The 24,435-nt window shown below is 61.8% G+C and carries 21 protein-coding genes and 1 pseudogene; 11 read left to right on the top strand and 11 right to left on the bottom strand.

Translation table 11 applies throughout. The features are described from left to right. Nucleotides 1-8 precede the first annotated feature (8 nt). From KHO33_RS00375 to KHO33_RS00365, 3 genes are all read right to left on the bottom strand, one after another. On the bottom strand, nt 9-1,010 hold the full coding sequence (locus KHO33_RS00375; protein ID WP_054038990.1) for an ABC transporter permease: 1,002 nt from the start codon (nt 1,008-1,010) through the stop codon (nt 9-11). A gap of 3 nt (nt 1,011-1,013) precedes the next feature. After that, nucleotides 1,014-2,639, bottom strand: coding sequence for a sugar ABC transporter ATP-binding protein (locus tag KHO33_RS00370; protein WP_200562190.1), 1,626 nt, complete (start codon nt 2,637-2,639; stop codon nt 1,014-1,016). A 72-nt stretch (nt 2,640-2,711) separates the two neighbouring features. After that, nucleotides 2,712-3,674: a sugar ABC transporter substrate-binding protein gene (locus KHO33_RS00365; protein ID WP_054038992.1), complete on the bottom strand. Its 963-nt coding sequence runs from the start codon at nt 3,672-3,674 to the stop codon at nt 2,712-2,714. A gap of 205 nt (nt 3,675-3,879) precedes the next feature. Here KHO33_RS00365 and KHO33_RS00360 point away from each other — a divergent pair, with 205 nt between their 5' ends. From KHO33_RS00360 to KHO33_RS00345, 4 genes are all read left to right on the top strand, one after another. Then, on the top strand, nt 3,880-4,752 hold the full coding sequence (locus KHO33_RS00360; protein WP_200562194.1) for a LysR family transcriptional regulator: 873 nt from the start codon (nt 3,880-3,882) through the stop codon (nt 4,750-4,752). Between the two features lie 242 nt (nt 4,753-4,994). Then, nucleotides 4,995-6,284 (top strand): NRAMP family divalent metal transporter, encoded by a 1,290-nt coding sequence (locus KHO33_RS00355; protein ID WP_200562196.1) that lies wholly within the window; start codon nt 4,995-4,997, stop codon nt 6,282-6,284. A 204-nt stretch (nt 6,285-6,488) separates the two neighbouring features. Beyond that, on the top strand, nt 6,489-7,208 hold the full coding sequence (locus tag KHO33_RS00350; RefSeq protein ID WP_200562198.1) for a Crp/Fnr family transcriptional regulator: 720 nt from the start codon (nt 6,489-6,491) through the stop codon (nt 7,206-7,208). 40 nt (nt 7,209-7,248) lie between these two features. Then, nucleotides 7,249-7,776: a universal stress protein gene (locus tag KHO33_RS00345; RefSeq protein ID WP_093645387.1), complete on the top strand. Its 528-nt coding sequence runs from the start codon at nt 7,249-7,251 to the stop codon at nt 7,774-7,776. A 46-nt stretch (nt 7,777-7,822) separates the two neighbouring features. Here KHO33_RS00345 and KHO33_RS00340 read toward each other — a convergent pair whose 3' ends face one another. The 3 genes from KHO33_RS00340 to acs form a co-directional block, all read right to left on the bottom strand. Then, nucleotides 7,823-8,062 (bottom strand): hypothetical protein, encoded by a 240-nt coding sequence (locus KHO33_RS00340; RefSeq protein ID WP_054039003.1) that lies wholly within the window; start codon nt 8,060-8,062, stop codon nt 7,823-7,825. Between the two features lie 81 nt (nt 8,063-8,143). Next, entirely contained in the window at nt 8,144-8,743 is a 600-nt protein-coding gene (locus KHO33_RS00335) for an acetate uptake transporter (RefSeq protein WP_093645383.1), read from the bottom strand. A gap of 54 nt (nt 8,744-8,797) precedes the next feature. Continuing rightward, on the bottom strand, nt 8,798-10,771 hold the full coding sequence (acs, locus tag KHO33_RS00330) for an acetate--CoA ligase (RefSeq protein ID WP_200562199.1): 1,974 nt from the start codon (nt 10,769-10,771) through the stop codon (nt 8,798-8,800). 520 nt (nt 10,772-11,291) lie between these two features. Here acs and KHO33_RS00325 point away from each other — a divergent pair. The 6 genes and pseudogenes from KHO33_RS00325 to KHO33_RS00300 all read left to right on the top strand — a co-directional run bounded on the left by KHO33_RS00325 (nt 11,292) and on the right by KHO33_RS00300 (nt 16,655). After that, nucleotides 11,292-11,642, top strand: coding sequence for a DUF4148 domain-containing protein (locus KHO33_RS00325; protein ID WP_200562201.1), 351 nt, complete (start codon nt 11,292-11,294; stop codon nt 11,640-11,642). A gap of 39 nt (nt 11,643-11,681) precedes the next feature. Beyond that, a pseudogene (locus KHO33_RS00320) lies at nt 11,682-12,119 on the top strand (peptidase S53); the annotation flags it as partial. 393 nt (nt 12,120-12,512) lie between these two features. Continuing rightward, complete coding sequence (locus KHO33_RS00315) at nt 12,513-14,858, top strand: TonB-dependent receptor (RefSeq protein ID WP_200562203.1); 2,346 nt, start codon at nt 12,513-12,515, stop codon at nt 14,856-14,858. Between the two features lie 27 nt (nt 14,859-14,885). Further along, a complete protein-coding gene (locus tag KHO33_RS00310) occupies nt 14,886-15,539 on the top strand; it encodes a MotA/TolQ/ExbB proton channel family protein (protein ID WP_200562205.1) in 654 nt (217 codons plus the stop codon). Continuing rightward, entirely contained in the window at nt 15,536-15,934 is a 399-nt protein-coding gene (locus tag KHO33_RS00305; RefSeq protein ID WP_054039016.1) for an ExbD/TolR family protein, read from the top strand. Before KHO33_RS00310 ends, KHO33_RS00305 begins: the two co-directional genes overlap by 4 nt. 157 nt (nt 15,935-16,091) lie before the next feature. Then, nucleotides 16,092-16,655 carry a TonB family protein gene (locus KHO33_RS00300; RefSeq protein WP_234480435.1) on the top strand — a complete coding sequence of 188 codons (564 nt, stop codon included), beginning with the start codon at nt 16,092-16,094 and terminating at the stop codon, nt 16,653-16,655. 41 nt (nt 16,656-16,696) lie between these two features. On the opposite strand, the gene KHO33_RS00295 is transcribed toward KHO33_RS00300, so the two are convergent. From KHO33_RS00295 to KHO33_RS00275, 5 genes are all read right to left on the bottom strand, one after another. Further along, nucleotides 16,697-17,548, bottom strand: a complete 852-nt coding sequence (locus KHO33_RS00295; protein WP_054039020.1) for a carbohydrate ABC transporter permease — start codon at nt 17,546-17,548, stop codon at nt 16,697-16,699. 10 nt (nt 17,549-17,558) lie between these two features. Then, on the bottom strand, nt 17,559-18,557 hold the full coding sequence (locus KHO33_RS00290) for a carbohydrate ABC transporter permease (protein ID WP_200562209.1): 999 nt from the start codon (nt 18,555-18,557) through the stop codon (nt 17,559-17,561). Nucleotides 18,558-18,675: 118 nt separating this feature from the next. Next, nucleotides 18,676-19,929, bottom strand: a complete 1,254-nt coding sequence (locus KHO33_RS00285) for an ABC transporter substrate-binding protein (protein WP_200562211.1) — start codon at nt 19,927-19,929, stop codon at nt 18,676-18,678. Between the two features lie 74 nt (nt 19,930-20,003). Further along, on the bottom strand, nt 20,004-21,992 hold the full coding sequence (locus KHO33_RS00280; RefSeq protein ID WP_200562213.1) for a beta-galactosidase: 1,989 nt from the start codon (nt 21,990-21,992) through the stop codon (nt 20,004-20,006). Between the two features lie 11 nt (nt 21,993-22,003). Next, on the bottom strand, nt 22,004-23,161 hold the full coding sequence (locus KHO33_RS00275) for an ABC transporter ATP-binding protein (protein ID WP_200562215.1): 1,158 nt from the start codon (nt 23,159-23,161) through the stop codon (nt 22,004-22,006). 195 nt (nt 23,162-23,356) lie between these two features. Between KHO33_RS00275 and KHO33_RS00270 the strand changes: the two genes are divergently transcribed. Continuing rightward, a complete protein-coding gene (locus tag KHO33_RS00270) occupies nt 23,357-24,391 on the top strand; it encodes a LacI family DNA-binding transcriptional regulator (protein WP_054039028.1) in 1,035 nt (344 codons plus the stop codon). Nucleotides 24,392-24,435: the final 44 nt, after the last annotated feature.

Below are 24,435 nucleotides of genomic sequence, written 5' to 3'. Positions count from 1 at the left end.
GTCAATATTTATGCAGCGCGACGTCGGCTTCGATACGTATCCAGCACGACGGCCACGACAATCACGGCCCCCGTGATGATGCGTTTGGTCGGCTCGGTCGCCCCGATCTGGGCAAGACCCGCGGCCAGCACCGAGATGATCAACACGCCAAAGAAGGTGCTGATCACCGAGCCGCGCCCGCCCATCAAGCTCGTTCCGCCGATCACGACCGCCGCGATCACCTGCAATTCGATGCCCGCGCCGGCATTCGGGTCGGCAGCCTCGAGCCGCGAAATCTGGAACAGGGACGCGAGGCCGGCCAGCAAGCCCATCATCGCGAACACAGCAATCTTGTACGGACGTGGGTTGACGCCCGCGAGGCGCACCGCTTCCTCGTTCGTGCCGATGCCGACCAGATAACGCCCGAACACCGTGCGGGTCAGCACCAACTGCGCGACGACCATCACAACGATCGCAATCAGGAACGCGGGAGAAATGCCGAACGCAATCGGGTTGGACAGGAAATCGAACGCATCGCCGATATAGGCCGTGCGGGAGTTGGTCATCTGGTACGCGAGACCGCGGGCCGCCTCGAGCACGCCGAGCGACACAATGAACGACGGAATCCGCCAGGCCACGGTAATCGCGCCGGTCACGCAGCCCGTCAAGGCCGCCCCCGCCATGCCGAGCAAGGCGGCAGGCAGCGCCGGCCAGTGCCATTGCAAGGCCGCCACGCTCGTAAGCGCCGCGCCGAGCGCCAGCACGGAGCCGACCGACAGGTCGATCCCGGCGATGATCAGCACAAAGGTCATGCCGACCGACATCACAACCAGATCGGGAATCTGGTTCGCGATCGTGCTGAACGTGTCGTAGCTGAGGAAGTGCGAGCTCAGCAGCGAGAACAGGACGATCATCCCGAGCAACGCGCCGAGCAGGCCAATATAGTTCGAGAATCCAAGGCGCGTGCCGATCGGCTTCGCGTCCTTGGGCGGTTCGTTCTGCACGGAAGGCAGGCTGGTTGGTGCAGTCATGCTTCAATACTCCACAGATTTTTGATCGGGCGCCGCTGAGTCAGGCGCTTTGGCGTCGGGTTCGATCGGGTCGTGCAGCAGCGCGTCGCGTTTCGTATAGCCCGCGAACGCCGCTGCGAGCAGCGCGTCCTGGGTCCAGCTTCCGCGTTCGAACATACCCGTCATCCGTCCCGCCGACATCACCCCGATCCGGTCGCAAATCGACATCAATTCGCGCAGATCGCTCGACACCACCACCAACGCGCGGCCTTCCCGCGCAAGCGCCCCCATCAGGGCATAGATATCGAACTTCGCTCCGACGTCGATGCCACGTGTGGGCTCGTCGAACAGCAACACCGTGCAATCGCGCGCGAGCCAGCGACCGATCACCACCTTCTGCTGGTTGCCGCCGGAGAGTTCCGACACTGGCTGCGACGGCCCCGAGCTGCGGATGCTCATCGCGTCGATCTGTTTGCGCGCCAGCGCCGCCTCGCGACGGGCATCCACCACACCGTTCTTGGACACCGAGCGCAGATGGCCAAGCGAGATGTTGGCGGCGATAGGTTGCGTCAGCAGGAGGCCCTCGCCTTTGCGATCCTCCGTAATCAGCGCGATGCCGTTCTTCACTGCATCCGACGGCGACGATACCGTCACCGTCTGCAGCGGGCCACCGCCATGCGCGATCTGCACCGTACCGGCATCCGCGCGATCGGCCCCGTAGACGAGCCGCATCAATTCCGTGCGACCCGCGCCGATCAGACCGCTGATGCCGAAAATCTCGCCTGCTTTGACTTCGAATGACACATCGCGCACAACCGGCTCGCGGGTCATGCCCGCTACCTTGAACGCCACGTCGCCAATGCGCCGCTCGCCCAGATCGATCCGCTCGCCAATATCACGCCCAACCATCAGCGTGACCAGGCGGTCGGCCGAGAGATTCGCCATCTCGTCGACATGTACGAGCCGACCGTCGCGCAAGACGGCAGCGCGCCGCGCGATCCGCTTCAATTCTTCCAGTCTGTGCGAGATGTACACCAGCGCCACGCCGCGGGCCTTGAGCCGTTCGACCTGCTCGAACAGCAGGTCCACCTCGCGGGCGGTCAGCATCGCCGTGGGTTCGTCGAGGATCAGCACGCGGCAATCGCCGATCAGATTGCGCGCGATCTCGACCATCTGCTGATGGCCGATGCCCAGCGTGCCCACCAGCGTGTCAGGGTCGATCGCGTCGAGCCCGACTTGCGCCATGGCATGCCGGGCGTCCTCGCGCAGCTTGGCGCGGTCGATCCAGCCGAACATGCCGCGCTGCGGCAAACGATTCAGAAACAGGTTCTCCGCCACCGAGAGGGTCGGCAGCAGGTTCAACTCCTGCATGACCATGCGCACGCCGAGCGCCTCGGCGTCTTTGCGGCTGCCCGGCGTGTAAGCCGCGCCGCCAAGCGTCATTGAACCGGTGGTCGGCGTAACGAGGCCGCCGACGATCTTGGACAAGGTGCTCTTGCCCGCGCCGTTTTCGCCGGTCAGCGCCAGCACCTCGCCCGCGTACAGATCCAGCGAGATATCGGCGAGCACCGGCCCGGCGTAGGTTTTGCCGATGCCGTGAACAGTCAGCACGGGCGGGGCAACGGCAAGGGATGGATTGGGAGTGGACATCAGATTGATAAAGCCAGACAAAGATCAGGCGGGGTGGCCCGCAAACGACGCGGGCCACGTGTTACGCCAATCTTACTTGGTGACCAGATCGACAGGCGTTTCGACAACACCCGACAATTCCGACTGCTTCTTGTGTTCAGCAATTGCCTTCAAAGCCGTATCGATACCGAACACGGCCTGTCTGGCAGCGTACTGATTGGCAGTGGCAAGAACACGGCCGTCGGCGAGCATCGGCTTGATCGCGTTGATGTCGTCGTAGCCCACCACCTGCACCTTGCCGGCCTTGCCCGCTGCGCGCACGGCCGATACCGCGCCGATTGCCATGTTGTCGTTACCGCACAGCAGCGCCTTGACGTCCGGGTTCGCATTGAGAATCTGGCTCGCGACGGCGTTGCCCTTGTCGATTTCCCACTCACCCGATTGCAGCGAGACGACCTTCATGCCGCCCGTCGCCATGGCCTGTTTGAAGCCGGCCGTGCGTTGCTGCGCGTTGGTGGTGGTCGAGACGCCTTCGATAATGGCGACGTTGTCGCCCGACTTCAGGCGCTTGGCCAGGTAGTCGCCCACCTTCTGTGCGCCCTTGGCGTTATCCGGGCCGACGAACGGGATGTTCAGGTCCTTCGACTTGAGCACGTCCGGGTCTAGCTTATTGTCGATATTGACGACGATGATGCCGGCATCGACCGCTTTCTTCAGAACCGGCACCAGCGCCTTGGAATCGGCCGGTGCGATCACGAGTGCGTCGACCTTCGACACGATCATCTGTTCGACGATGCGAATCTGGTTACCCGTATCGGTCTCGTCCTTGATGCCGTTCGTGACGAGATCGAATTTCGTGGGGTTCTGCTTCTGATAGTCTTTCGCGCCGGTTTCCATGGTCAGGAAAAACTCGTTCGCCAACGACTTCATCACCAGGGCGACTTTCGGCTTGTGGGCGGCCTGAGCGAACGCTGCGCCCGGCAGAATCGACACTGCGAAGAAGGCTGCGCTGGCTACGATAGCGCGACGCCGCGCCGGTTGAAAATGACGAATCATTGATGTCTCCGTATCGCTCGTTCGGTCTACGTAGTGACTGATAGCCGTTGAGTCGTGTGATGGGCAGGTTCGCCACACTTGCCGCCAAAGTCAATGAAGCCCTCGGGTTTCTTTGTCAGATGCTGGGACGAGTATGGCCAGGTCCAATGCTATCCTCGCGATCCACGTTATGCTATGCCTAATTTCAAAATCGAGCGTTTCAAAAATGGAACACGTAGACTGGGACGACCTGCGGATTCTGGTGGCGATCGCGCGCGGCGGCACGATGCGAGCCGCCGCGACGGCATGCGATCTGAGTCCGCCCACCCTGTCGCGCCGCCTGACCGAGCTTGAACGGCGGCTGGGCGAGCCGCTTATCGACCGGGTGCCGTCGGGCTGTACGGTGACGGCATTCGGCGCGCGCGTGCTGGCCTGGGCCGAGCAGATGGAGGACCTGGCCCACCAGATCGAGCGTGCCGCGGACGTGACCGGCGGCGCTGCGGCTCACGGCACCGTGCGGATCAACGCCGTCGAATGGCCATCTTACATTTTGCTTAAACTGCTCGGGTCGTTCCAGGACCGGCTGCCCGGCCTCGCCATCGAGGTGCTGACCTCACGGCGGCCGTATAGCCTTGCCCGCCGGGAAGCGGACATCGCGCTCTGGTCCGAATGCCCTGACGAGGGCGATCTGTATGTCCGGCGCATCGGCCGGATCCGCTTCGGGCTGTTCGGTTCGCGCGACTACTATCTGCGCCACAAGGCAGCAATTACCCGGAAGGAGTGGGACAAGCTGTCGTTTGTCGGTTATGACGACCGGCAGCCCGATCACCCGGCCACGCTATGGCTGAAAACGCTGCCCGGCGCGCCTGCGCCTTCGCTTCGGAGCAGCTACGGCATGGGCGTATTCGATGGCGTGCTGGGCGGCTCCGGGCTCGGCGTGCTTGCCCAGCTCGCGGGCGACACCACGAGCGATCTCGTTTGCATCGAGAAACACATCAAGGCGCTCGACCAGGATGTGTGGATGGTGCTGCACCCCGCCCTGCGCGATAGCGAGCGCATCCGCACGGTGGCCAACCTCATTGCCGAGATTTTTCGTTAGGGCAGCGTCGCCGGGCACATACAGAGTGGGCAGCCGGGCAGCGTGGTACGACACCGTACCGACTGCATCGGCGAATCGGCGCACCCTCGACTCGACACGCCTCACATCGGCAAAAGCAGCGCGCTGGCTGGCCGTGTCACGCCGGCCGCGATGCGCATGAAGGCGTGTCAGCGACCGAACCGGCGGCCCCGCAACCATCCGACAGGTGGTGGCGCCGCGCCCGCCACCAGGAGCTCCCGGCCATGGACACGCTAGCCCGCGATCCGGTCAAGCAGCCAACTCGCCCGAAACTGCTTCAGGTGATGGGGCCCGGCCTTATCACCGGCGCCTCCGACGACGACCCGAGCGGCATCGCCACCTATTCGCAGGTCGGCGCGCAATTCGGCTATGGCCTTGCGTGGACCTTGCTGTTCAGCTACCCGCTGATGGCCGCGATCCAGGAAATCAGCGCGCGCATCGGGCGCGTGACCGGCTGCGGCATCGCCGGCAATTTGCGGCGGCACTATCCGCGCTGGCTGTCCACCAGCGTGGTCAGTCTGCTGCTGATTGCGAACATCATCAATCTGGGCGCGGACCTCGGCGCGATGGGCGCGGCGCTCAAGCTGTTGATCTCAGGCCCCGCGCTGCTCTATGTCTGCGGTTTCGGCCTGCTCTCGGTAACGCTCGAAGTTTTTACGCGTTACTCGCGCTATGTGTCGATACTCAAATGGCTGTGCCTGTCGCTCTTCAGCTACGTGATCTGCGCGTTCGTCGTCAAAGTGCCGTGGACCCAGGTGGGCTGGGCGGTGCTCTGGCCGCCGCTCTCGGCCAAGCCGGATTACATCGTGGCCATTGTGGCGGTCATGGGGACGACGATCAGCCCTTACCTGTTTTTCTGGCAGGCCGAACAGGAAGTCGAAGACGAGCTGGAACGGCCCGGCGCCCATCCGCTCACTCACGCGCCGTGGGAAGCCCGCGCCGAGTTCGCGCGAATCCGCATCGACACCTATCTCGGCATGGCGCTGTCGAATACCATCGCGTTCTTTATCGTCGTGACCACAGCGGCGACGTTGCATGCGCACGGGCTCAACGATATCCAGACCTCGGCCCAGGCGGCGGAAGCGCTGCGAGCGGTGGCGGGACCGTTCACGTTTGTCATTTTCGCGGCCGGCATTATCGGCACCGGTTTGTTGACGCTGCCGGTACTGGCCGGCTCGGGCGCCTACGCGGTGGGTGAACTGTTCGCATGGCGGGTCGGTCTGGCCCGTCTGCCGCTGCAGGCGAAGGCGTTTTATGGCGTGATCGCCATGGCGACAGCGATCGGCGTCGGTTTGAATTTCACCTCGATCGACCCGGTCAAGGCGCTCTTCTGGAGCGCCGTGCTTAACGGGGTGGTCGCCGTGCCGGTCATGATCGTCATGATGCATCTGTCGATGCGCACCGGCATCATGTCGCGCTTCACGCTGCCGCTGACGCTGCGCGTCCTCGGCTGGATTGCCACCGGTGTGATGGCGGTTACGGTCATCGCGATGGCTGTCAGCTGGGTTGCATGAGCCATGCGTTCAAGGCGTGAACGCCACCGTACAGACGCGCACCACGAAGCGTGCCAGAATGGTTGCTGGCCCTGTATGCACCAGCGATTTCCAAACCGCTTTCCAGTCGATTTCGCAACCGCCCCGCCAGGAGGGCCCGAAAACTTTTCAGATCAGTTCTGCGAATGCGAAGTCATTTTTCGGCAGGACACTGTGGGGTGGTTCATGTTGACCACACATCAACCGAAAGATAACCATCTGCTTTCCGTGCTGCCGAAAGCAGAGTGGGAACGCATCGTACCGCACCTCATCGCGCTCGATATGCCGCTCGGGGAGGTCGTCTACGAATCGGGTGACCGGCTCGACCATGTCTACTTCCCCACTACCGCGATCGTCTCGCTGCTCTATGTGATGGAAGACGGCTCGTCGGCCGAGATCGCGATTGTCGGCAATGAGGGGTTGATCGGTATCGCGCTCTTCATGGGCGGCGAAACGACGCCTAGCCGCGCAGTCGTGCAAAGCGCCGGAAAGGCATACCGGCTCGATGCGCGCATTCTGAAAGAAGAGTTTCATCGTGCCGGCCCGGTGCAGCGCTTGTTGCTGCGTTACACGCAGGCACTCATCACGCAGATGGCGCAAACGGCGGTCTGCAACCGGCATCACACGATCGACCAGCAACTGTGCCGCTGGTTGCTGCTGAGTATCGACCGCTTGCCGTCAAACGAACTCAAGATGACCCAGGAGTTGATTGCCAACATGCTCGGCGTACGCCGGTCCGGTGTCACCGAAGCGGCCATGAAGCTGCAGGACGCGGGCTTGATCCGCTACAGCTATGGCCATATCGAAGTGGTTGACCGGTCGGGCCTGGAGGAACGCGTGTGCGAATGCTACGGCGTGGTGAGGCGGGAATTCGACCGCCTGCTGCCCGATCTGAGAGCCGTTTAAGTGACACGGCAACTCTTTGAACAAACTCTTCGAGGCTGATATGTATAAACACATTCTGGTAGCGATCGACGGCAGCGACACGTCCGAGCATGCATTCAACGCCGCTTTGCAACTCGCGAGCGAGAGCGGTGCGCAACTGCAGCCGCTCTATGTCGTCGACAATCCGCTAATGGCGTACGACGCCTCCGGCTACGATCCGACGATCCTGCATGACGCGTTCGTGGAAGAAGGTAAACGACTGTTAGCAGACGCACTGGCGCGCATGAAACACGAAAACGTGGCCGGCACGCCGCGCATGGTGGACGTCGAGCCGATCGGCGAGGATATTTCGGAGCGCATCCGCATCACGGCCAACGAATTCAATGCGGACCTGCTGGTGCTCGGCACGCACGGCCGGCGCGGCTTCAAGCGTCTGTTTCTCGGCAGCGTCGCCGAACGCGTGGTGCGCAGTGCGTGCTGTCCGGTATTGCTGATACCGAGCCGCCAGGCGCAAACCACGCACGTGGAGTCGGCCAAACCGGGGCATGCCGACGTTGCCGCTGTGATGTATGAGATGCCGCCGCACTAGAGCCGGGGCGCTTGATGTCGCGGCGATGGTGGGAAATACGGCGCCGTCAGGCAGCGCAAATCGTATTCGAGGTCGTCAGGTCCACCCACGACATGCCTTGCTTCAGGCCATCCAGCACGGCCTCCTGCTGCGTGCTGAAGGTCCTGTCGTGGGTGAATTCACGCACGACCACGCCGTCCGGCACGGCAACGCTCGTGCCGATCAGACAGCCAAATTCGGTGCCGCTTTCACGTGCACAAGCCGTGACCGTCCAGCCGTCGCCGTCCACTTTTCCCGACAGGTTCATAACGTTTTGCCTCGTGCCTGCTCAACGCAACGTGGTGCGTGTTCGACGCTCGCGGATTGCGCGCGCCGCCCAACTGGTCTATCAGAGCGCCACAGCATGCCGGCTAAGCACCCGTGGATCGCCGACCGGCAGAACCACTCGCCCGTGCACCTCGTTGATCACGTCGGCTGCGGACAGATAGAACGCCAGCGCCGCGGTGATGAGCCCCATATAGCCGCCCGCCATCCGGACGAGGCCTGAGCCCGTCCACTCGCCTCCAGCCAGCAGGCCGAAGGTGATCCAGAGCGCCAGAAAGATGAACTGCAGCGCGCGAGGCGAGCGAAAGGTGGCCAGCCACATGTAAAACGTGAAGACGCCCCAAAGAAACAGATACCAGCCGACGAACGCGGGCGGCACCTTGTCGTGTAAAAAGAGCACGAACAGTGCAAACGACCACCAGAACGCTCCATAACTTAGAAAGGCCGTCGCGCCGAAGGTATTGCCGCGCGGCAACTCCATCATCCCGGCAATGGCCTGCGCGGTCCCGCCGTAAGCGAGCGCACAGGCGAGCACGAGCCCCATCGACTCGCCCGAAAACCAGCCGGCGTTGATCATGCTGAGCAGCCACGTCGTCAATGCAAAACCGGCGAGACCCAGTGGCGCGGGGTTCGCAAGCGTGGTTCGAATCGGTGCGCTGGCCATGGCCTGCTCCTGAAGATAAAAACGTTCCGGCAATCTCGCGGCTTTCGCGAACCATCACCCGAGCTGATCGAGAATCGCCGGATTTTCCAGCGTGGATATGTCCTGGGTAATTTCTTCGCCGGCCGCCAGCGAGCGCAGCAAGCGGCGCATGATCTTGCCCGAGCGCGTTTTCGGCAGGTTCTCGCCGAAGCGGATTTCCTTGGGCTTCGCGATCGGCCCGATCTCCTTGCCGACCCAGTTGCGCAATTCGGTCGCGATTCTGATCGCCTGGTCGCCAGTTGGCCGCTCGCCCTTCAACACCACGAACGCGACGACGACTTCGCCGGTCGTCTCGTCGGCACGGCCGACAACCGCGGCTTCCGCCACCAGCGGGTTCGCGACGAGCGCCGACTCGATCTCCATCGTGCCGAGCCGGTGGCCCGACACGTTGAGCACATCGTCGATACGGCCGGTAATCGTGAAGTAGCCGGTGTCTTCGTCACGCACCGCGCCGTCGCCGGCGAGATACAGCTTGCCGCCGAGCTCTTCGGGGAAGTAACTCTTCTTATAGCGCTCCGGGTCGCCCCAGACGCCGCGCAGCATCGACGGCCATGGCCGTTTGACGACGAGAATGCCGCCCTGCCCGTTCGGCACGTCCTGCCCGGTTTCGTCGACGACCGCGGCCATGATGCCAGGCAGCGGCAGCGTGCACGAACCCGGCACCAGTGGCGTGGCGCCCGGCATCGGCGCGATCATGTGGCCGCCCGTTTCCGTTTGCCACCAGGTATCGATGACAGGGCAATGGCTATGGCCTACGTGTTCGTAGAACCACGTCCACGCGGCCGGGTTGATCGGCTCGCCGACTGTGCCGAGCAAACGCAACGTCGACAGGTCGTAACGGTCCGGATGAACTTTGGGATCGGATTCGGCCAGTTTGATCAGCGAACGGATCGCGGTCGGCGCGGTGTAGAACACCGTCACGCGGTGTTTCGCGATCATCTCCCAGAAACGGCCGGCGTTCGGATAGGTGGGCACGCCCTCGAATACGACCTGAGTCGCGCCGATCGCAGTCGGGCCGTACGCGATATAGCTGTGACCGGTGATCCAACCGATGTCGGCTGTACACCAGAATACGTCGCTGCGCTTCGCATCGAAGGTCCACTTCATGGTCTGCGCGGCCCACATCAGGAAGCCGCCCGTGCTGTGCTGCACACCTTTGGGCACCCCCGTCGAACCAGACGTATACAGAATAAAGAGCGGATGTTCCGCGCCGACCCATTCGGGCTCGCACGTGTCTGCTGCGGCTTCTGTGAGTTCGTGCATCCACAGGTCGCGCCCTTCATGCCACGCAACCTTGCCGCCCGTGCGCCGATAGACGATAACGTTTTTCACCGCTTCGCAGCCGCCCATCGCAAGGGCCTCGTCCGCGATGTTCTTTAACGGCAGCGCCTTGCCGCCGCGCATCTGTTCATCGCAGGTGACCAGTGCGATCGCGCCCACGTTGACGATCCGCTCATTGAGCGACTTCGACGAAAAACCGCCGAACACGACAGAATGCGTCGCGCCGATGCGCGCGCACGCCTGCATCGCGACGATGCCTTCAATCGACATCGGCATGTAGATCACCACGCGGTCGCCTTTCTTCACGCCGCGCGTTCGCAAAGCGTTGGCAAAGCGACTCACTCGTTCGAGCAATTGCTGGTAGGTGACGTGCGTGACCGTGCCGTCGTCTGCTTCGAAGATCACCGCAACATGCTCACCGTTGCCGGCTTCGACGTGGCGGTCGAGGCAGTTGTAGGACGCATTGAGAGTGCCGTCGTTGAACCATTCATAGAACGGCGCGCGCGATTCATCCAGAACCATGGAGAACGGCTTTTTCCAGGCGAGCGTCTCACGCGCGAGACGCGCCCAGAATCCGGTGTAATCGCGTTCCGCTTCAGCGACCAACGCGCGGTAGGCATCCATGCCGGAGATCGCGGCGTAAGCCGCCACGCTGGCATGAGGAAGGAAGGCTTGCGGCTCCTCCAGAATCGAATCGCTGGTTGACATTTTGTGTCCCTTGCACGCTTTCGTGCGTGCTTGATAGATGTGTTGCGCTCGTGGCGGCGCCCCTGCTGCGCCGGGCGTGACATGGCATTCCGCGTGATCGGCTCGATCAAGCGGTTGGCCGCTCCGGGCGAAATGGGGATGGCGCACAAATCGGTCAGGGAAGCCTTGTCACGCGAAACTGTTTCGCTCGGCGGTGACGGAGAAAAGCAGAGGGCTTGCAACGACGGTGCTCGCGTAGGAGGGGGAAGTCGGTACGGTGGCGTACAGGGCTTTGTCCGCGCCTTCAGGCAAATGTAAGTTTTGTACCATTCCCCCGGGGCTGCAGAAAAAATTTGGAATAAGCCGCCAAGCGGTGTGTTTGCCCTTACGTGGACGGCAGCAAACAGACGGTCCACGAGCGACAGCAGAAAGGCTTCTGCGCAGCTTCAGCAGCACGTGGATCACATTGGTGGACAAGTAAAGACGTAGTTCTCAATCACATAGATCGTTAGATTCAATCAACCTTAATTAGGCATCCAAAATGAAACTCAATCTTGCAATGACCCTTTCGATGATCCTCCTTGCATCAGCCGGCGCAGTCACCCAGGCATCGGCACAGGAAAAGACCCGCGCGGAAGTGCGCCAGGAACTGGTTCAGGCAGAAGCAAACGGCTCGCTCCTCGTGACCGATGCGTCGTACCCCGAGATCAACCCGATCTTCGCGCAGCAGGCCGCGCGCCTGAAGATGAACACGAGTGGCGAGGGTCCGGCGATGTCGGGTTCGACGGCGGCAGGCCAACGCTCGTCCAGCACGCCCGTTCGTTCAGCAGGCGCGGCGATGCCGGCGTGCGTTGGCCCCGCAAGCTTCTGCTCGCCGTACTTCGGCAGCTGACCGTTGACGATGCATTTTTGGAAGTGGTTCGGGCTTCAGGGCAAGCTCTGGGCGACCGGCGGCGGCTACAGCGTGTACGAGGCGAAGCCGTCGTGGCAATCGGTGGTAAGCGGAACGCCGGGCCGGCGCCTGCTGCCCGACATTTCCTTCGACGCGGCGCAGAGCACGGGTGCGCTGATTTACAACTATGGTCAACTGCAGCAGATCGGCGGGACGAGCCTCGCGTCGCCGATCTTCGTCGGGTTGTGGGCGCGTTTGCAGACTGCGAATTCGAATAGCCTGGGCTTCCCCGCAGCCAGCTTTTACAGCGCCATTAGCTCGACGCCTTCGCTGGTGCACGACGTGAAATCGGGCAACAACGGCTATGGCGGCTATGGTTACAAGGCGGCCACCGGTTGGGACTATCCGACCGGATGGGGCAGTCTGGATATCGCGAAACTGTCTGCATATATCAAGAGCAACGGCTTCCGACACTGAGTCTGCAGTCCGGTTGATGTAAATGCCTGAACGCTCGCCGATGACTTCGTGACACGAGGGTCATCGGCGACGACGGGCAAACCGTTCGTCGAAACCGCTGCGCGCGAGCATCCCTCCCCTCGCGCCGAACGATTACGGCGGTCCGAATCCGGACCGCCACTCACGCGTAAAACTCCCTTCCTCTATTTCCCCAATAGCTCGCCATGCCCTCCATCGGGTTGTCATTTTTGTTTTGCGATGTAATGATATAACATTCCTAGCAACGAATGACGACAAGGTGCCCGCTTGATCGGGACCGGTCAGCGCACGCCTGGTCATCCGTACTTCGTCCTGGAAAAAACGTCAGCAAGACAGAAAACACCTCCACCCAGTGCTCACCCTGAACAAATAACGATGAAAAACCGCACGCGTGTCTCCCATGCAGCCCTGCTGCTGTTCGCTATCGCCGCTCATGCCCATGCCGCGCCCGACGAAGGCTCGGTGACGGGCGCCGTCACCGACGCAGCTGGCAAGCCCGTCCGGAATGCCACCGTGAGCGTTCAGAACGCAAGCGGTGCCGCAGTCAATGAGGCAAAGACGGATGCAGACGGCCGTTTTGCGATCGGCCACGTGACACCGGGCACTTATGCGATCGTGGTTACGGCACCGGGATTTGCGAGCGGCAGCAGCGTGACAACCACGACAGCAGGTGCAGAAAGCGCAGTAAGCGTCAAACTCGCTCAAAGCGACACACTTGACGTTCAGGTGAACGCTAAGCGTCTCGATCGAGCCCGCAACGGACTGCTGCCGGAAACCGGCAGCAGCGTGTACCGTTTCAGCCAGGCCGATATCAATGCGCTGCCCGCGGGGCAAGACACGCCGTTGAACCAGGTGCTGCTCCAGGCGCCCGGCGTGGCGAGCGACTCGTACGGACAACTGCACGTGCGCGGCGACCATGCGAACCTGCAGTACCGCATCAACGGCATCATCATTCCCGAGCCGATCAGCGGTTTCGGCCAGGCACTCGACACCCGCATCATCGATCAGGTGAACCTGCTCACCGGCGCGTTACCGGCGCAGTACGGCTACCGCACGGCAGGCGTGGTTGACATCCGCACGAAGACGGGCGATGCCGGCAACGGTGGCTCCATCGACGTGTTCGGCGGCAGCCATCAGACGATCAAGACCAGCGCGGACGTATTCGGCAGTGAGGGGCCGTTCAGCTACTACTTCAGTGGCTCGCTCGGCATGAACAACCTCGGGATCGAGAATCCCACTGCGAGTGCCAACGCGATTCACGATCACACCCGTCAAGGCGATGCGTTCGGCTACATGTCGTACATCATCAACCCGCTCACCCGTGTGAGCGTGATGTTCGGCACGACGAGCAACCAGTTCGAAATTCCCAACACACCCGGCTTGCCGACTAACTTCACACTCAACGGCAGCAACACGTTCGATTCGAGTCAACTGAACGAAACGCAATCGGAGTTGAACAACTTCGCGGTGGTGGCCCTCCAGGGCACCAATGGCGGCGCACTCGACTATCAGGTTGCGTTGTTTACCCGCTACACGCGGACGCAATTCAATCCCGACCCAGTCGGCGATCTGCTCTTCAACGGGGTGGCGTCGCAGGATTTTCACAGCAACTCGGCCAATGGCGCACAGGTGGACACGACCTGGCGGCTGAACGACAAGCATACGGTGCGGGCAGGTATCTTCTTCCAGCAAGAACACGCCGTGTTTAACGACAGCGTCAACGTATTCGCGACGGACAGCAACGGCAACCAACTTTCCGATCAGCCCTTCAATATTCAGGACTCCAGCAGCAAGACCGGTTATCTGTACAGCGCCTACGTACAGGACGAGTGGAAAATCACGGACAAGCTCACGCTGAACTATGGTCTGCGCTACGACAAGATGGACGAATATGTCAGCGCAAGCCAGCTTAGCCCACGCATCGGTCTCGTCTATGCGCTGACGCCGGCCACGACGCTCCATGCCGGTTACGCGCGCTATTTCACGCCGCCCGCGTTCGAACTGGTGTCCGGCTCGACCATCAGCCGCTTCAATGGCACGACCAACCAGAGTCCATCGAACCAGAACGATCAGGTGCAACCGGAACGCAGCCATTATTTCGATCTCGGCGTGACGCAGCGTCTTGGATCTAACGTGACGGTCGGACTCGACGCTTACTACAAGAAGTCGGCGAACCTGCTCGATGAAGGACAGTTCGGCTCCGCGCTCATCTTCACGCCGTTCAACTACAGGGAGGGGCGCGTGTATGGAGTTGAGTTCACGGCCAACTACAAACAGGACAACGTATCCGCGTACATGAATCTCGCGTGGAGCCGTGCGCAGGGCACGCAGATAGATTCAGCGCAGTTCAATTTCGATCCGGCGGAACTCGCCTACATCAACAATCACTGGGTCTATCTGGATCACGACCAACGCATCACCGCGTCGTTCGGTGGAACTTACGATCTCGGCAGAACGACATTCACGTTCGACGGACTCGTAGGAAGCGGTTTGCGCAGCGGTTTTGCGAACACGGATCGGCTGCCGCTCTATGCGCAAGTCAATCTCGGTGTGATACAGCACTTCAATCAGCCGCTCATCGGCAAATTCGATGCACGCCTCGTCGTGATCAACGCGTTCAATCGCGTCTATGAGTTGCGCGACGGGTCGGGTATCGGTGTCGGCGCACCGCAGTACGGCCCGCATTTCGCCGTCTACGCCGGCGTCACTAAGCATTTCTGATTCCGTCCAGCTACGAAGAGGTAGAGCATGCAAGATTGGACAAGCGTTCTAGCGGCGGTACGTGTAGGCGGATGGGTCATCTATCCGCTGACGATACTCGCCATTCTGGCAGTCGCCATTGCCCTCGACCGGGCCTATGTGTTTGTGCGTTTTGGGCGGTTGTCGGGCACGTTGCGTGGCACACACGAGATTGCAGCGCCCGGCTCGGCCCTTGATTGGGCCGGCAGATTGAAGGATGTCTCCAGTCAGAACGCATTCAGACGCATGAGCGCGCCGTGGGCGCCCGATCCTTCTGTGCCGCTGTGGCTGCGCGAGGCGAAGGCGCAATCGGTTGCCGTGCAAATCGAACGCGACATGAGCAAAGGTTTCTGGGTGCTGGAAACCATCGTGACGGCGGCGCCTCTGTTGGGTCTGTTGGGCACTATCGTCGGCATGATGCATTCGTTCCAGTTGTTCGGCGGCGATGGTCTCGTCGATCCGGGTGGCGTGACCGGCGGCGTGGCACAGTCGCTCGTGGCAACCGCGATTGGCCTCGTCGTCGCCCTGTTCGCGCTTTTTGCGTTCAACTATTTTTCTCGTCGACTCGAACGACTCATGGATGAACTCGAGTCGTTCGCGAATGCGCGGCTCAGCGAAATCCGTCTTGCCGTTGCCGATACGTCAGCGGGAGCGCAGCCGTGAAGTTCAAGCGCTCGCGCGCGGCGAAGCGTGGTCGCATCGAAATCATTCCGATGATCGATGTGATGTTCTTTCTGCTGGCGACCTTCATGCTCGCATCGCTCGCGATGCAGCGGCTCGACGCGCTCAAGGTCAATCTCCCTGCCGGCAGCGCGCAAAAGATGGCGGCCCATGAACCGCTGACTATTTCAGTGGACAGCAGCAATGAGGTATTCGTGAACCATCAGTCCGTCCATCTCGATCAGGTCGAACCGGCGGTGAAACGTCTGCTGCAAGCGGACGGCAACGTTGTGATCGCCGCCGACGACGCGGCGGGTCACGGCGTGGTCGTTCAGGCGATGCTGGCTGCGCGCCGCGCGGGCGCTGAGCGGTTTTTGATCGCCGTGCGTCGTGAGTAGCCGGATGCGCCTCGCGGACACTGTGGACGATTCTCCGCGGATACGGATTGCGCTAGCGGTGCTGGTCGCGCTAGTCGTATGGATCGGGTTCCTGTTTCAGTTGGGGAGTTGGTTGGGTACGTCGCCGTCTGTACGTGTGCCTGACAAACCACTCGAGATGCGTGTGGTGGAACTCGATCCGCCGAAGGCTCCGGTTGCGCACACTTCGCCAGCTCCGGTCGCACCGGAAAAGCCTCGACAAGCTGCCGATCCGCGCCCTCGCGTGTCAGCACGAGCAAGCACGACGCCATCTGTCCCATCGAAGCCGGATGTGCGATCGGTACAAAGCGTTGCACCTGCTCAGTCGGCGCCCACGACTCAAGAGCCGAAGCCGGCAGCCGAGCCGCCTGCGCGTGCCGCGGGCCCCTCTTCCGAAGAAAGAGCAAACGCCACGCCATCAGCCACGTCATCCGGCGAGGTGACCGCACACGCCATTGCCCAACCGTTGCCGGAACTCCCTGACGATTTACGTGACCAGGCGTATCAAACCGTCGCGACGGCTCGCTTCGCCATTCATGTTGACGGCTCGGTCGGTGTCGAACTCATCAAGCCGACCGCCAACCCGCGCCTCAATCAGATCCTGCTCGAAACGCTGCGTAAATGGCGATTCTTTCCAGCGATGCAAGCGGGACATCCGGTTGAAAGCCGACAGGACATCCGTGTGCATTTCAACGTGAGCTAGCCCGAGGAAAGTTGCACGTTGAGTTTCTACCAGCGCCTACCTCACCCCTTCGTCGCCCCAAACGTCAACCCCGCCACGAAATGCTTCTGCATCGCAAAGAACATCGCGACCGAAGGCAACGCGGCAAGAATCGACCCCGCCGAAACCAGATTCCACGCCGTGGTCCACTGTCCTTTCAACGCCGCGACACCTACGGTAATCGGCGCAGCATCGTCACCTTGCGTCAGACACAGTGCCCAGAAGTAGTCATTCCACACGAACGTGAACACGAGAATCGCCAGCGCCGCCAGCGCGGGACGGATCAACGGCAATACGATCTTGAAGAACACGGTCCACTCATTGGCGCCTTCGATCCGCGCCGCCTCGACCAGCTCAAACGGCAACTGCTTGATGAAATTGCGCAGAAACAGCGCGCAAAATCCAGTCTGAAACGACACATGGAACAGAATCAGCGCGCTTACCGTATTGAACAAACCGAGCTGCAAGGACAGATCCCGCACCGGAATCATCAACACCTGCACCGGCACGAAATTGCCCGCAACAAACGTCGCGAACAACGTCGAATTTCCGCGAAACCGATAGATAGCTAGCGCGAACCCTGCCATCGCCGCAAGCGCAATCGAACCCACCACAGCGGGCACCGTAATCAGCACGCTGTTCCAGAAGTAATGCAGCATCGGCGAGGTCGTCAGCGCCTCGCGATAGTTATCGAACATCGCGAAGTGCTTTGGCCAGCCCCAATAGTTGCCTTCGCTCAATTCTTCCGTCGAGCGCACCGACGTCACGAGCACCGCGATCATCGGCAGCAACCAGATCAGCAGCGCGAGCGGCAAGGTCAGTTTGTACGCGCGGCGCGTCACCGGCTTCCATTTGTCGATCGGGATTGGAAACATGATCGGCTCCTTATTGCTCGGTGCGCAGCATGCGGCGCAGGTGATAGACGATGTACACCAGCATGATGGCGAACAGCACGACCGCCACCGCCGCGGAATACCCAATGCGGTAATACTTGATCGCCTGGTCGTACATGTAGTACGCGAGCACGGTCGAACTTTCGAACGGTCCGCCGCTCGTCATCACCGAAATCAGATCGAAGCTGCGCAGCGCGCCGATCACCGTGACGACGATCGCCATGAACGTGGTCGGCCGCAACTGCGGCAGGATCACATGCCACAGCATCGACCAGCCGCGTGCGCCTTCCATGCGCGCCGCCTCGATCTGCTCGGCGTTCAGCGACGTCAGGCCAGTCAAGTACAGAATCATGCAATAGGCGGTTTGCGGCCACAGCGCGGCGAACACGATCCCGAAGGTCGCGTAACGCGGGTCGCCGAGTACCGGCACGCCGTGCCCGAGAATCACCGCGAGCAAGCCGAAGGTCGGGTCGTAGAACCACGAAAAGATCAAGCCGACCACCACGCCCGACAGCACGAACGGCGCGAAGAACAGCGATTTGACGATGCGGATGCCGGCTACGGCCTGATTCAGATAGAGCGCGACGGCGAGCCCCATCGGCGGCGCGAGCAGGAACAACAGCAGCCAGATGAGGTTGTTCTTCAGCGCCGTGTAGAACGTCGGCGTATGGAACAACTCGATATAGTTTGCGAGGCCGACGAAGGATGGGTCGGTCATCCCGTCCCAGTTGAAAAAACTCAGGCGCATGGTCGAAATGATCGGCCACACGACGTAGATCGCCACCATCACGCAGGCCGGCGCGAGAAACAGGAAAGCGGCTCGCCGCTGCCGGCGCGCGGTCGGCGACGGACGGCGCCGGCGCGCCGCGCCAGGCGGCCCGCCGCGCAATGCACCGCCCGAGGCCGGTGCGCTCGAACCGGGCAAGCCAGAACCGCCCGGTTCGGCAGGACCGCCGACTGTGTGACGGGTGACGGAATGCGACACGATCATTCTCCTGTCGACCAGAGTTGGCGTTTTGACGCCTTACTCTGGTTCCATGCAGCATGGTTACAAATCTAATACCGCAAGTAGCGGCCCAAGCCAAAACCTACGACCGAGCCGCCACCCCTCACTTCTTATAGATCCGCTTACGCGTCTGCTCGAGTTGCGCGAGCACCTCGTCGAGCTTCGAAGGATCGGAGATGAATTGCTGCATCCCCTTCATCCCTTCATCGGCCATTTCCTTCGTCATGTCGCGATCGTAGAACTGCGCAATGCCGCCCTTCGTATTCGCGAGAATCTGGAAGCCGATCTTCGAAATCGGATCCTCAGGTTCCGGCGACTTGCTGTTCGCCGACAGCGAGCCGAGCCCGGTCGCCAGCTTCGCGCCATTTTCCGGCGTCTGGACGAACGCCAGGAAGGCATGCGCATCCGCCTTGTTCTTCGCCTTCGACGGAATATGCAGTGATTCGACCGGGCCGTCTTCGGCGGTCGGTACGTTCGCGTCGATGATCGGGAACTGGAAGTAGCCCATTTCCGGCTTGACGTTCGGCGGGAAGCCACCCGTGATGAAGGTGCCCATCAGCATCATCGCAGCCTTGCCCTGGAACAGGAACGGCTGCACCGCATCCAGATCGTAGGAAAGCGAATTGTCGATGAAATAGCCGGCGTCGATCAGTTGCTTCCACGTCGTGTAGACCTTCTTCACTCGCGGATCGGTGTACGCGATATCGCCCGCCATCAGTTTCTGATGGAACGCGTTGCCGTTCAGGCGCAGGTCGAGATAATCGAACCAGCCGGCGAGCGTCCATGAATCACGGCCCGCCACGGCAATCGGCGTAATGCCTGCCGCTTTCAGCTTCTTGCAGTCATCGAGAAACTGGTCCCACGTTTTCGGTTCGCCGGTAATGCCGACCTTCTGAAACAGGTCCTTGCGATAGAACATACCCCACGAGTAATACACGGTCGGCGCGGCGTACTGCTTGCCCTTATACGACGACGCTTCCTTCGTCGACGCATACATGTCGTTCCAGCCGTTCTTCGCCCAGTCGCCGCTCAGATCCTCGAACAGGCCGCGCTGCGCGTAATACGCCATGCGCTCGCCGTCATGCCAGTTCACGATATCGGGCGCGACGGTGGAGAGCCAACCGGGCAACTGAACTTTGTACGCTTCTTCGTCGACGAACGACACCTTCACGTCGGTGCCGGGATGCGTTTTCTTGAAGTCGTCGATGATCGACTGCCAGACTGCGCGTTGACTTGCGCCCTTGAATGCGATGTTGACCGCGAGCGTGCCGGCCTGCGCCGTGCTGACGACGGACACGCCTGCGGCGGCCGCGGCCAGCGCAAGTGCCAGCAGAATCTTGCGAGGTTTCAGTGCCATGTTGCTGTCTCCTTTATGCCTTGATTTTGCGTCGTTGTTGTTACTGCATGGAATCCTTCGTTCAGCCCTATAAATCAGTTGCCGGATCGATAGACGGCCACACCTTGCGGTTCGATGGCGCGTGAACCGATCACGAAAGCGTCGTCGGCGACATTGGCCAGCGTGTGCGTCTGGTCGCCGTAGTTCAACACGTAGGTCAGCGCGCCGCGACGGCTGAAGCGCACGGTGTCGCCGAGCGATGTCGTTTCGACGCCCGCTTCTTCAGCGATCTGCTTCAGAAGGCGGACCGTAAGCGCATCGTCAAACAGGCTCGCGAAGTAATGAAACGCGCCGCTTTTCGCATAAGCAGGATGACCGTCAGCAAAACGGGCTCGCACGTCGAGCGAATCCGCAGCATCGCTGTCGATGAAATCGCGCCAGTGGCGCGCCACGCCGTCCTCCGGAATCGCGTCCTGGTTATCCACGAGCAGCACGGCTTCGGTCACATTCGGCCGCATCGATTCGACACGCCACACACGCAGCGGCAACACAGAAGCGAGCGCGCCCGGCGGCAGGTTCGCCGGAATCTGCACGTCCGCCGTCTTCGAACCGGTGCGAGGACCCAGTACGACTTGCGCGCCCGAGCTCGCCAGCCTGGCGGCGAAATCCGCAGGCACAACCGGCAGCGGCGGCACGACGATCAAACGATAGCCGTCGAGGGCCGCATCCACCGGCACGATATCGACATCCAATCCGAGCGAGCGCAGCGCCGAGTAGTACTCGAATGCGAAACGCGGATAGTGAAAGTCCGCGCCCTGCGGATGAATCTCAAAGAGCCACTTCGCTTCGTAGTCGTAGACGAGCGCAACCTTCGAGCGGATCGCAGCGTTAGCGTCGGCGTTCGCGGCGAGCACCGCGCGAATCTCGTCGGCGACCTGCGCCGCTTCGTTGCCGCCCACATCGAGCCGGTTGTCGGGCGTATTCAAACCAGCGTGCATCTGCTCCTGCGCAAACGGCGCCTGGCGCCAGCGGAAATACGACACGCAGCCCGCGCCGTGCGCAAACGCCTCCCAGCTCCACAGCCGCACCATGCCGGGCAGCGGCGCCGGATTCCACTGTGCCCAGTTCACCGGGCCCGGCTGCTGCTCCATCACCCAGAACGGCAGCTTCGACATGCCGCGGTACACGTCATGATTGAACGACGCGAAGTCGGGATGCCCGCTGCGCAACCAGCGCGCTTTCACGTCCGGCGCAAACCACTGCTCTTCGAGCGCGCCGAGCGGATAGCTGTCCCATGCGGCAATGTCCAGATCGGCCGCCACCTTGTAGTGATCGAATTCGGTAAAGAGCTGCATGAAGTTGTGTGCGACCGGCCGCCCCGGCGAATGCGCGCGGATAATCTCGACCTGCATGCGGTTATAGCGCGCCACTTCGTCGGAAGCGAAGCGCCGGTAATCGAGCCGGTGCGACGGATGCGCTTCGGTGACGGTCGCCACCGGCGCGTCGATCTCGTCGAAGCTGCGGTACTCCATGCTCCAGAACACAGTGCCCCACGCACGGTTCAGCGCATCGATCGTTTGATAGCGCGCCTTGAGCCACTCGCGAAAGCGCCCCACTGCCGCCGGCGAATAGCTGACCACCGTGTGATGGCAGCCGAATTCGTTATCCGTCTGCCAGTAGGCAACGCCCGGGTGCTTGCCGTAACGCTCGGCGACCGCCGTGCAGATTCGCTGCGAGGCGGTGAAATACGACGGCGAGGAGAAATCGTAATGACGGCGTGAGCCGAAGGCGCGCGGACGACCATCGGCACCGATCGGCAGAATGTCCGGATGACGGTCGATCAACCACTTGGGCGGCGTCGCGGTGGGCGTGCACATAACAACTTGCAAGCCGGCCGCGCCGAGCACATCGACCGCGCGATCGAGCCAGCCCCAGTCATACTCGCCAGGCGTTGGCTCCATCCGGCTCCACGCAAATTCGGCGATACGCACCTGCTCGATGCCGAGTGCTTTCATCCGGCGAGCGTCGTCTTCCCACATCGACTCCGGCCAGTGTTCCGGGTAATAACAGACTCCAAGGCGCATCCGAATGTCCTCTATGCGTAGTGTTCGACGGATTCGAGCGAAGCAGCGGCAAAGCCGTCTTCGGTAAACAAGTGGCAAGCGCGACTGGAGACGCGCAAGCTCGCGCGGTCGCCCGGCGCGAGACGTGTGTCGCCGGGCGCCTTGGCGATCAGCGTGGCGCCGCCGGGCTGATCGAGGTGGACATAGCTGTGCTCGCCGAGTTGTTCGACGAGGGAAACGATGCGGATCAGAACGGCGTCCTGCGGGTTGTCAGAAGCAGCCGCGTCGATGAATTCCAGGTGTTCGGGGCGCACACCGAGCGTGACGGGTTGCGCCGCCTGGAGTCCTTCGCCGCTGACGGGCACGCGCACGTTTTCGTCAGTGTGATCGAGCGTAACAACCACGCCCTGCGGATCAATTGACGCCACCCGCCCCGGCAGGAAATTCATCCGCGGCGATCCGATGAAACCGGCGACGAAGCGGCTCTTCGGCCGGTGATACAACTCGAGCGGCGCGCCGATCTGCGCGATGCTGCCGTAGCGCTCCGTGTCCTTACCCGCATGCAGCAGCACGATCTTGTCGGCGAGCGTCATCGCTTCGATCTGGTCGTGCGTGACGTACACCACGCTGGCTTTGGCGAACTGCTTATGGAGCCGCGCGATTTCGATGCGGGTCTGGCCGCGCAGCGTCGCATCGAGATTGGAGAGCGGCTCGTCGAACAGAAACACGCCCGGCTCGCGCACGATGGCCCGGCCAATCGCCACCCGTTGCCGCTGGCCGCCGGACAGTGCTTTGGGCCGGCGCTCGAGCAGCGCTTCAAGTTGAAGGATGCGCGCGGCTTCTCGCACCTTGCGGTCAATTTCGTCCTTGGGGGTTTTGGCCAGCTTGAGGCCGAAGGCCATGTTCTCGAACACGGTCATATGCGGAAACAGCGCATAGCTCTGGAACACCATCGCCACACCACGCTGCGCCGCCGGGACGTCGTTGACGAGGCGGCCGGCAATCGACAGGTCGCCGTCGGTTACGTCTTCAAGGCCGGCGATCATCCGCAGCAAAGTGGATTTGCCGCAACCGGACGGACCGAGAAATACGCAGAACTCGTTCTCGCCGATTTCCAGATCGACATCGCGGATCACTAGCGCGCCGTCGCCATACGCCTTCTGCACGCCCTTCAACGAAATGCTCGCCATCGCATCGACTCCGTGATTTAATCGGCTCGACGTCGGAGATTAAGCGCTTAATCAGCAGGGCCGAAAAAATCGATCGCTACCGATCGCTGGGGCCTTACCTGTCTCCGATATCGTTTTGTCTGTGCGGCAAATGGTGCCGCGCCTTGGGCTTTGATGCAAATGTCGGACACCCATCCCAAATATTGAATACGCATTATGACAACCCTTAGCGAAGTCGCGCGTCACGCCGGCGTCACCCCTGCCACGGTGTCGAACGTGCTGCGCAATCGCGGCCGGGTCGGCGCGAGCACCCGGCAGCGGGTGCTGGACGCCGTCGCCGCGCTCGGCTACCGCCCGCATCTGGCCGCCCGCGCGCTCGCCGAGGGCCGCGCGCCGACGCTGGCGTTGATGGTGTCGAGCATTGCCAATCCGTTCTATCCGGAGTTCGCGCTCGCGGTCGAACACGCGGCGCGCAGCAGCGGTCACTTCGTGATCATCTGCAATACGAACGAAGATCCACTGACCGGGCGTGCCTATCTCGACCAGATCGCAGGGACGCTTTCCGAAGGTGTGCTCGTCACCAATGCGAACCTGGACTTTGCAGACCTTCATACGACCGAATCGCGCGGCACGCCCGTGGTGCTGTGCATGTGGGAGCGGCCCAATGAGCCGCCGGGGCTGCCATGTGTAGCGGTCGATTTTCGTCTGGCAGGCGAACTGGCCGGCACGCATCTCCTGACGCTCGGCCATCGGCGAATCGGCGCGATTGTCGGCAGCAAGGCCTCGGGTATTCACGCAGCGCGCTACGAAGGTTTTGTCGATGCGCTGCATGCGGCCGGCGCGCCGAAAGGACGGGTCAAGCATGCGCCCGATACGATACAAGGCGGCTACGCCGCGGCGCGTGCGCTGCTGGAAGCCGATCCGAAACTCACCGCGATCTTCGCGACCAACGATCTGCCCGCGCTCGGCGCGATGCACGCCGCCGCCGATCTTGGTCTGAACGTGCCGGGCGATCTGTCGGTGATCGGCATCACCGATATTCAACTGGCGCGAGAGTCGCGGCCTGCGTTGACCACAGTCGCCGTGCCGACTGTCGAAGTCGCCGACCTGGCGGTATCGCTGCTGCGCGAGTTGATCGAATCGTCGTATGGGCAAGCAGGTCATCAATCAACGGCAAGCGTGCCGATGCGGATTTCCTCGGCGCCGAAACTGGTTGTGCGCGCGTCGACCGGGGTGCCGCACCCGAGGTAACGTGGCCGTAACAATATCGAGGACGTTACGTAGCGAACCCCATC

Source organism: Paraburkholderia nemoris (assembly GCF_905221015.1).
GTDB classification, from domain to species: Bacteria; Pseudomonadota; Gammaproteobacteria; order Burkholderiales; family Burkholderiaceae; genus Paraburkholderia; species Paraburkholderia nemoris.
This window is presented reverse-complemented; position numbering and strand designations above follow the sequence as displayed.

Coding starts and splice junctions, on each gene's coding strand:
- KHO33_RS00295 (WP_054039020.1), bottom strand. CDS start 17,548: ATGTTTCCAATCCCGATCGACAAATGGAAGCCGGTGACGCGCCGCGCG.
- KHO33_RS00350 (WP_200562198.1), top strand. CDS start 6,489: ATGTTGACCACACATCAACCGAAAGATAACCATCTGCTTTCCGTGCTG.
- KHO33_RS00345 (WP_093645387.1), top strand. CDS start 7,249: ATGTATAAACACATTCTGGTAGCGATCGACGGCAGCGACACGTCCGAG.
- KHO33_RS00290 (WP_200562209.1), bottom strand. CDS start 18,557: ATGATCGTGTCGCATTCCGTCACCCGTCACACAGTCGGCGGTCCTGCC.
- KHO33_RS00275 (WP_200562215.1), bottom strand. CDS start 23,161: ATGGCGAGCATTTCGTTGAAGGGCGTGCAGAAGGCGTATGGCGACGGC.
- KHO33_RS00370 (WP_200562190.1), bottom strand. CDS start 2,639: ATGTCCACTCCCAATCCATCCCTTGCCGTTGCCCCGCCCGTGCTGACT.
- KHO33_RS00335 (WP_093645383.1), bottom strand. CDS start 8,743: ATGGCCAGCGCACCGATTCGAACCACGCTTGCGAACCCCGCGCCACTG.
- KHO33_RS00285 (WP_200562211.1), bottom strand. CDS start 19,929: ATGGCACTGAAACCTCGCAAGATTCTGCTGGCACTTGCGCTGGCCGCG.
- KHO33_RS00310 (WP_200562205.1), top strand. CDS start 14,886: ATGCAAGATTGGACAAGCGTTCTAGCGGCGGTACGTGTAGGCGGATGG.
- KHO33_RS00375 (WP_054038990.1), bottom strand. CDS start 1,010: ATGACTGCACCAACCAGCCTGCCTTCCGTGCAGAACGAACCGCCCAAG.
- KHO33_RS00280 (WP_200562213.1), bottom strand. CDS start 21,992: ATGCGCCTTGGAGTCTGTTATTACCCGGAACACTGGCCGGAGTCGATG.
- KHO33_RS00315 (WP_200562203.1), top strand. CDS start 12,513: ATGAAAAACCGCACGCGTGTCTCCCATGCAGCCCTGCTGCTGTTCGCT.
- KHO33_RS00300 (WP_234480435.1), top strand. CDS start 16,092: ATGCGTGTGGTGGAACTCGATCCGCCGAAGGCTCCGGTTGCGCACACT.
- KHO33_RS00360 (WP_200562194.1), top strand. CDS start 3,880: ATGGAACACGTAGACTGGGACGACCTGCGGATTCTGGTGGCGATCGCG.
- acs (WP_200562199.1), bottom strand. CDS start 10,771: ATGTCAACCAGCGATTCGATTCTGGAGGAGCCGCAAGCCTTCCTTCCT.
- KHO33_RS00270 (WP_054039028.1), top strand. CDS start 23,357: ATGACAACCCTTAGCGAAGTCGCGCGTCACGCCGGCGTCACCCCTGCC.
- KHO33_RS00355 (WP_200562196.1), top strand. CDS start 4,995: ATGGACACGCTAGCCCGCGATCCGGTCAAGCAGCCAACTCGCCCGAAA.
- KHO33_RS00340 (WP_054039003.1), bottom strand. CDS start 8,062: ATGAACCTGTCGGGAAAAGTGGACGGCGACGGCTGGACGGTCACGGCT.
- KHO33_RS00365 (WP_054038992.1), bottom strand. CDS start 3,674: ATGATTCGTCATTTTCAACCGGCGCGGCGTCGCGCTATCGTAGCCAGC.
- KHO33_RS00325 (WP_200562201.1), top strand. CDS start 11,292: ATGAAACTCAATCTTGCAATGACCCTTTCGATGATCCTCCTTGCATCA.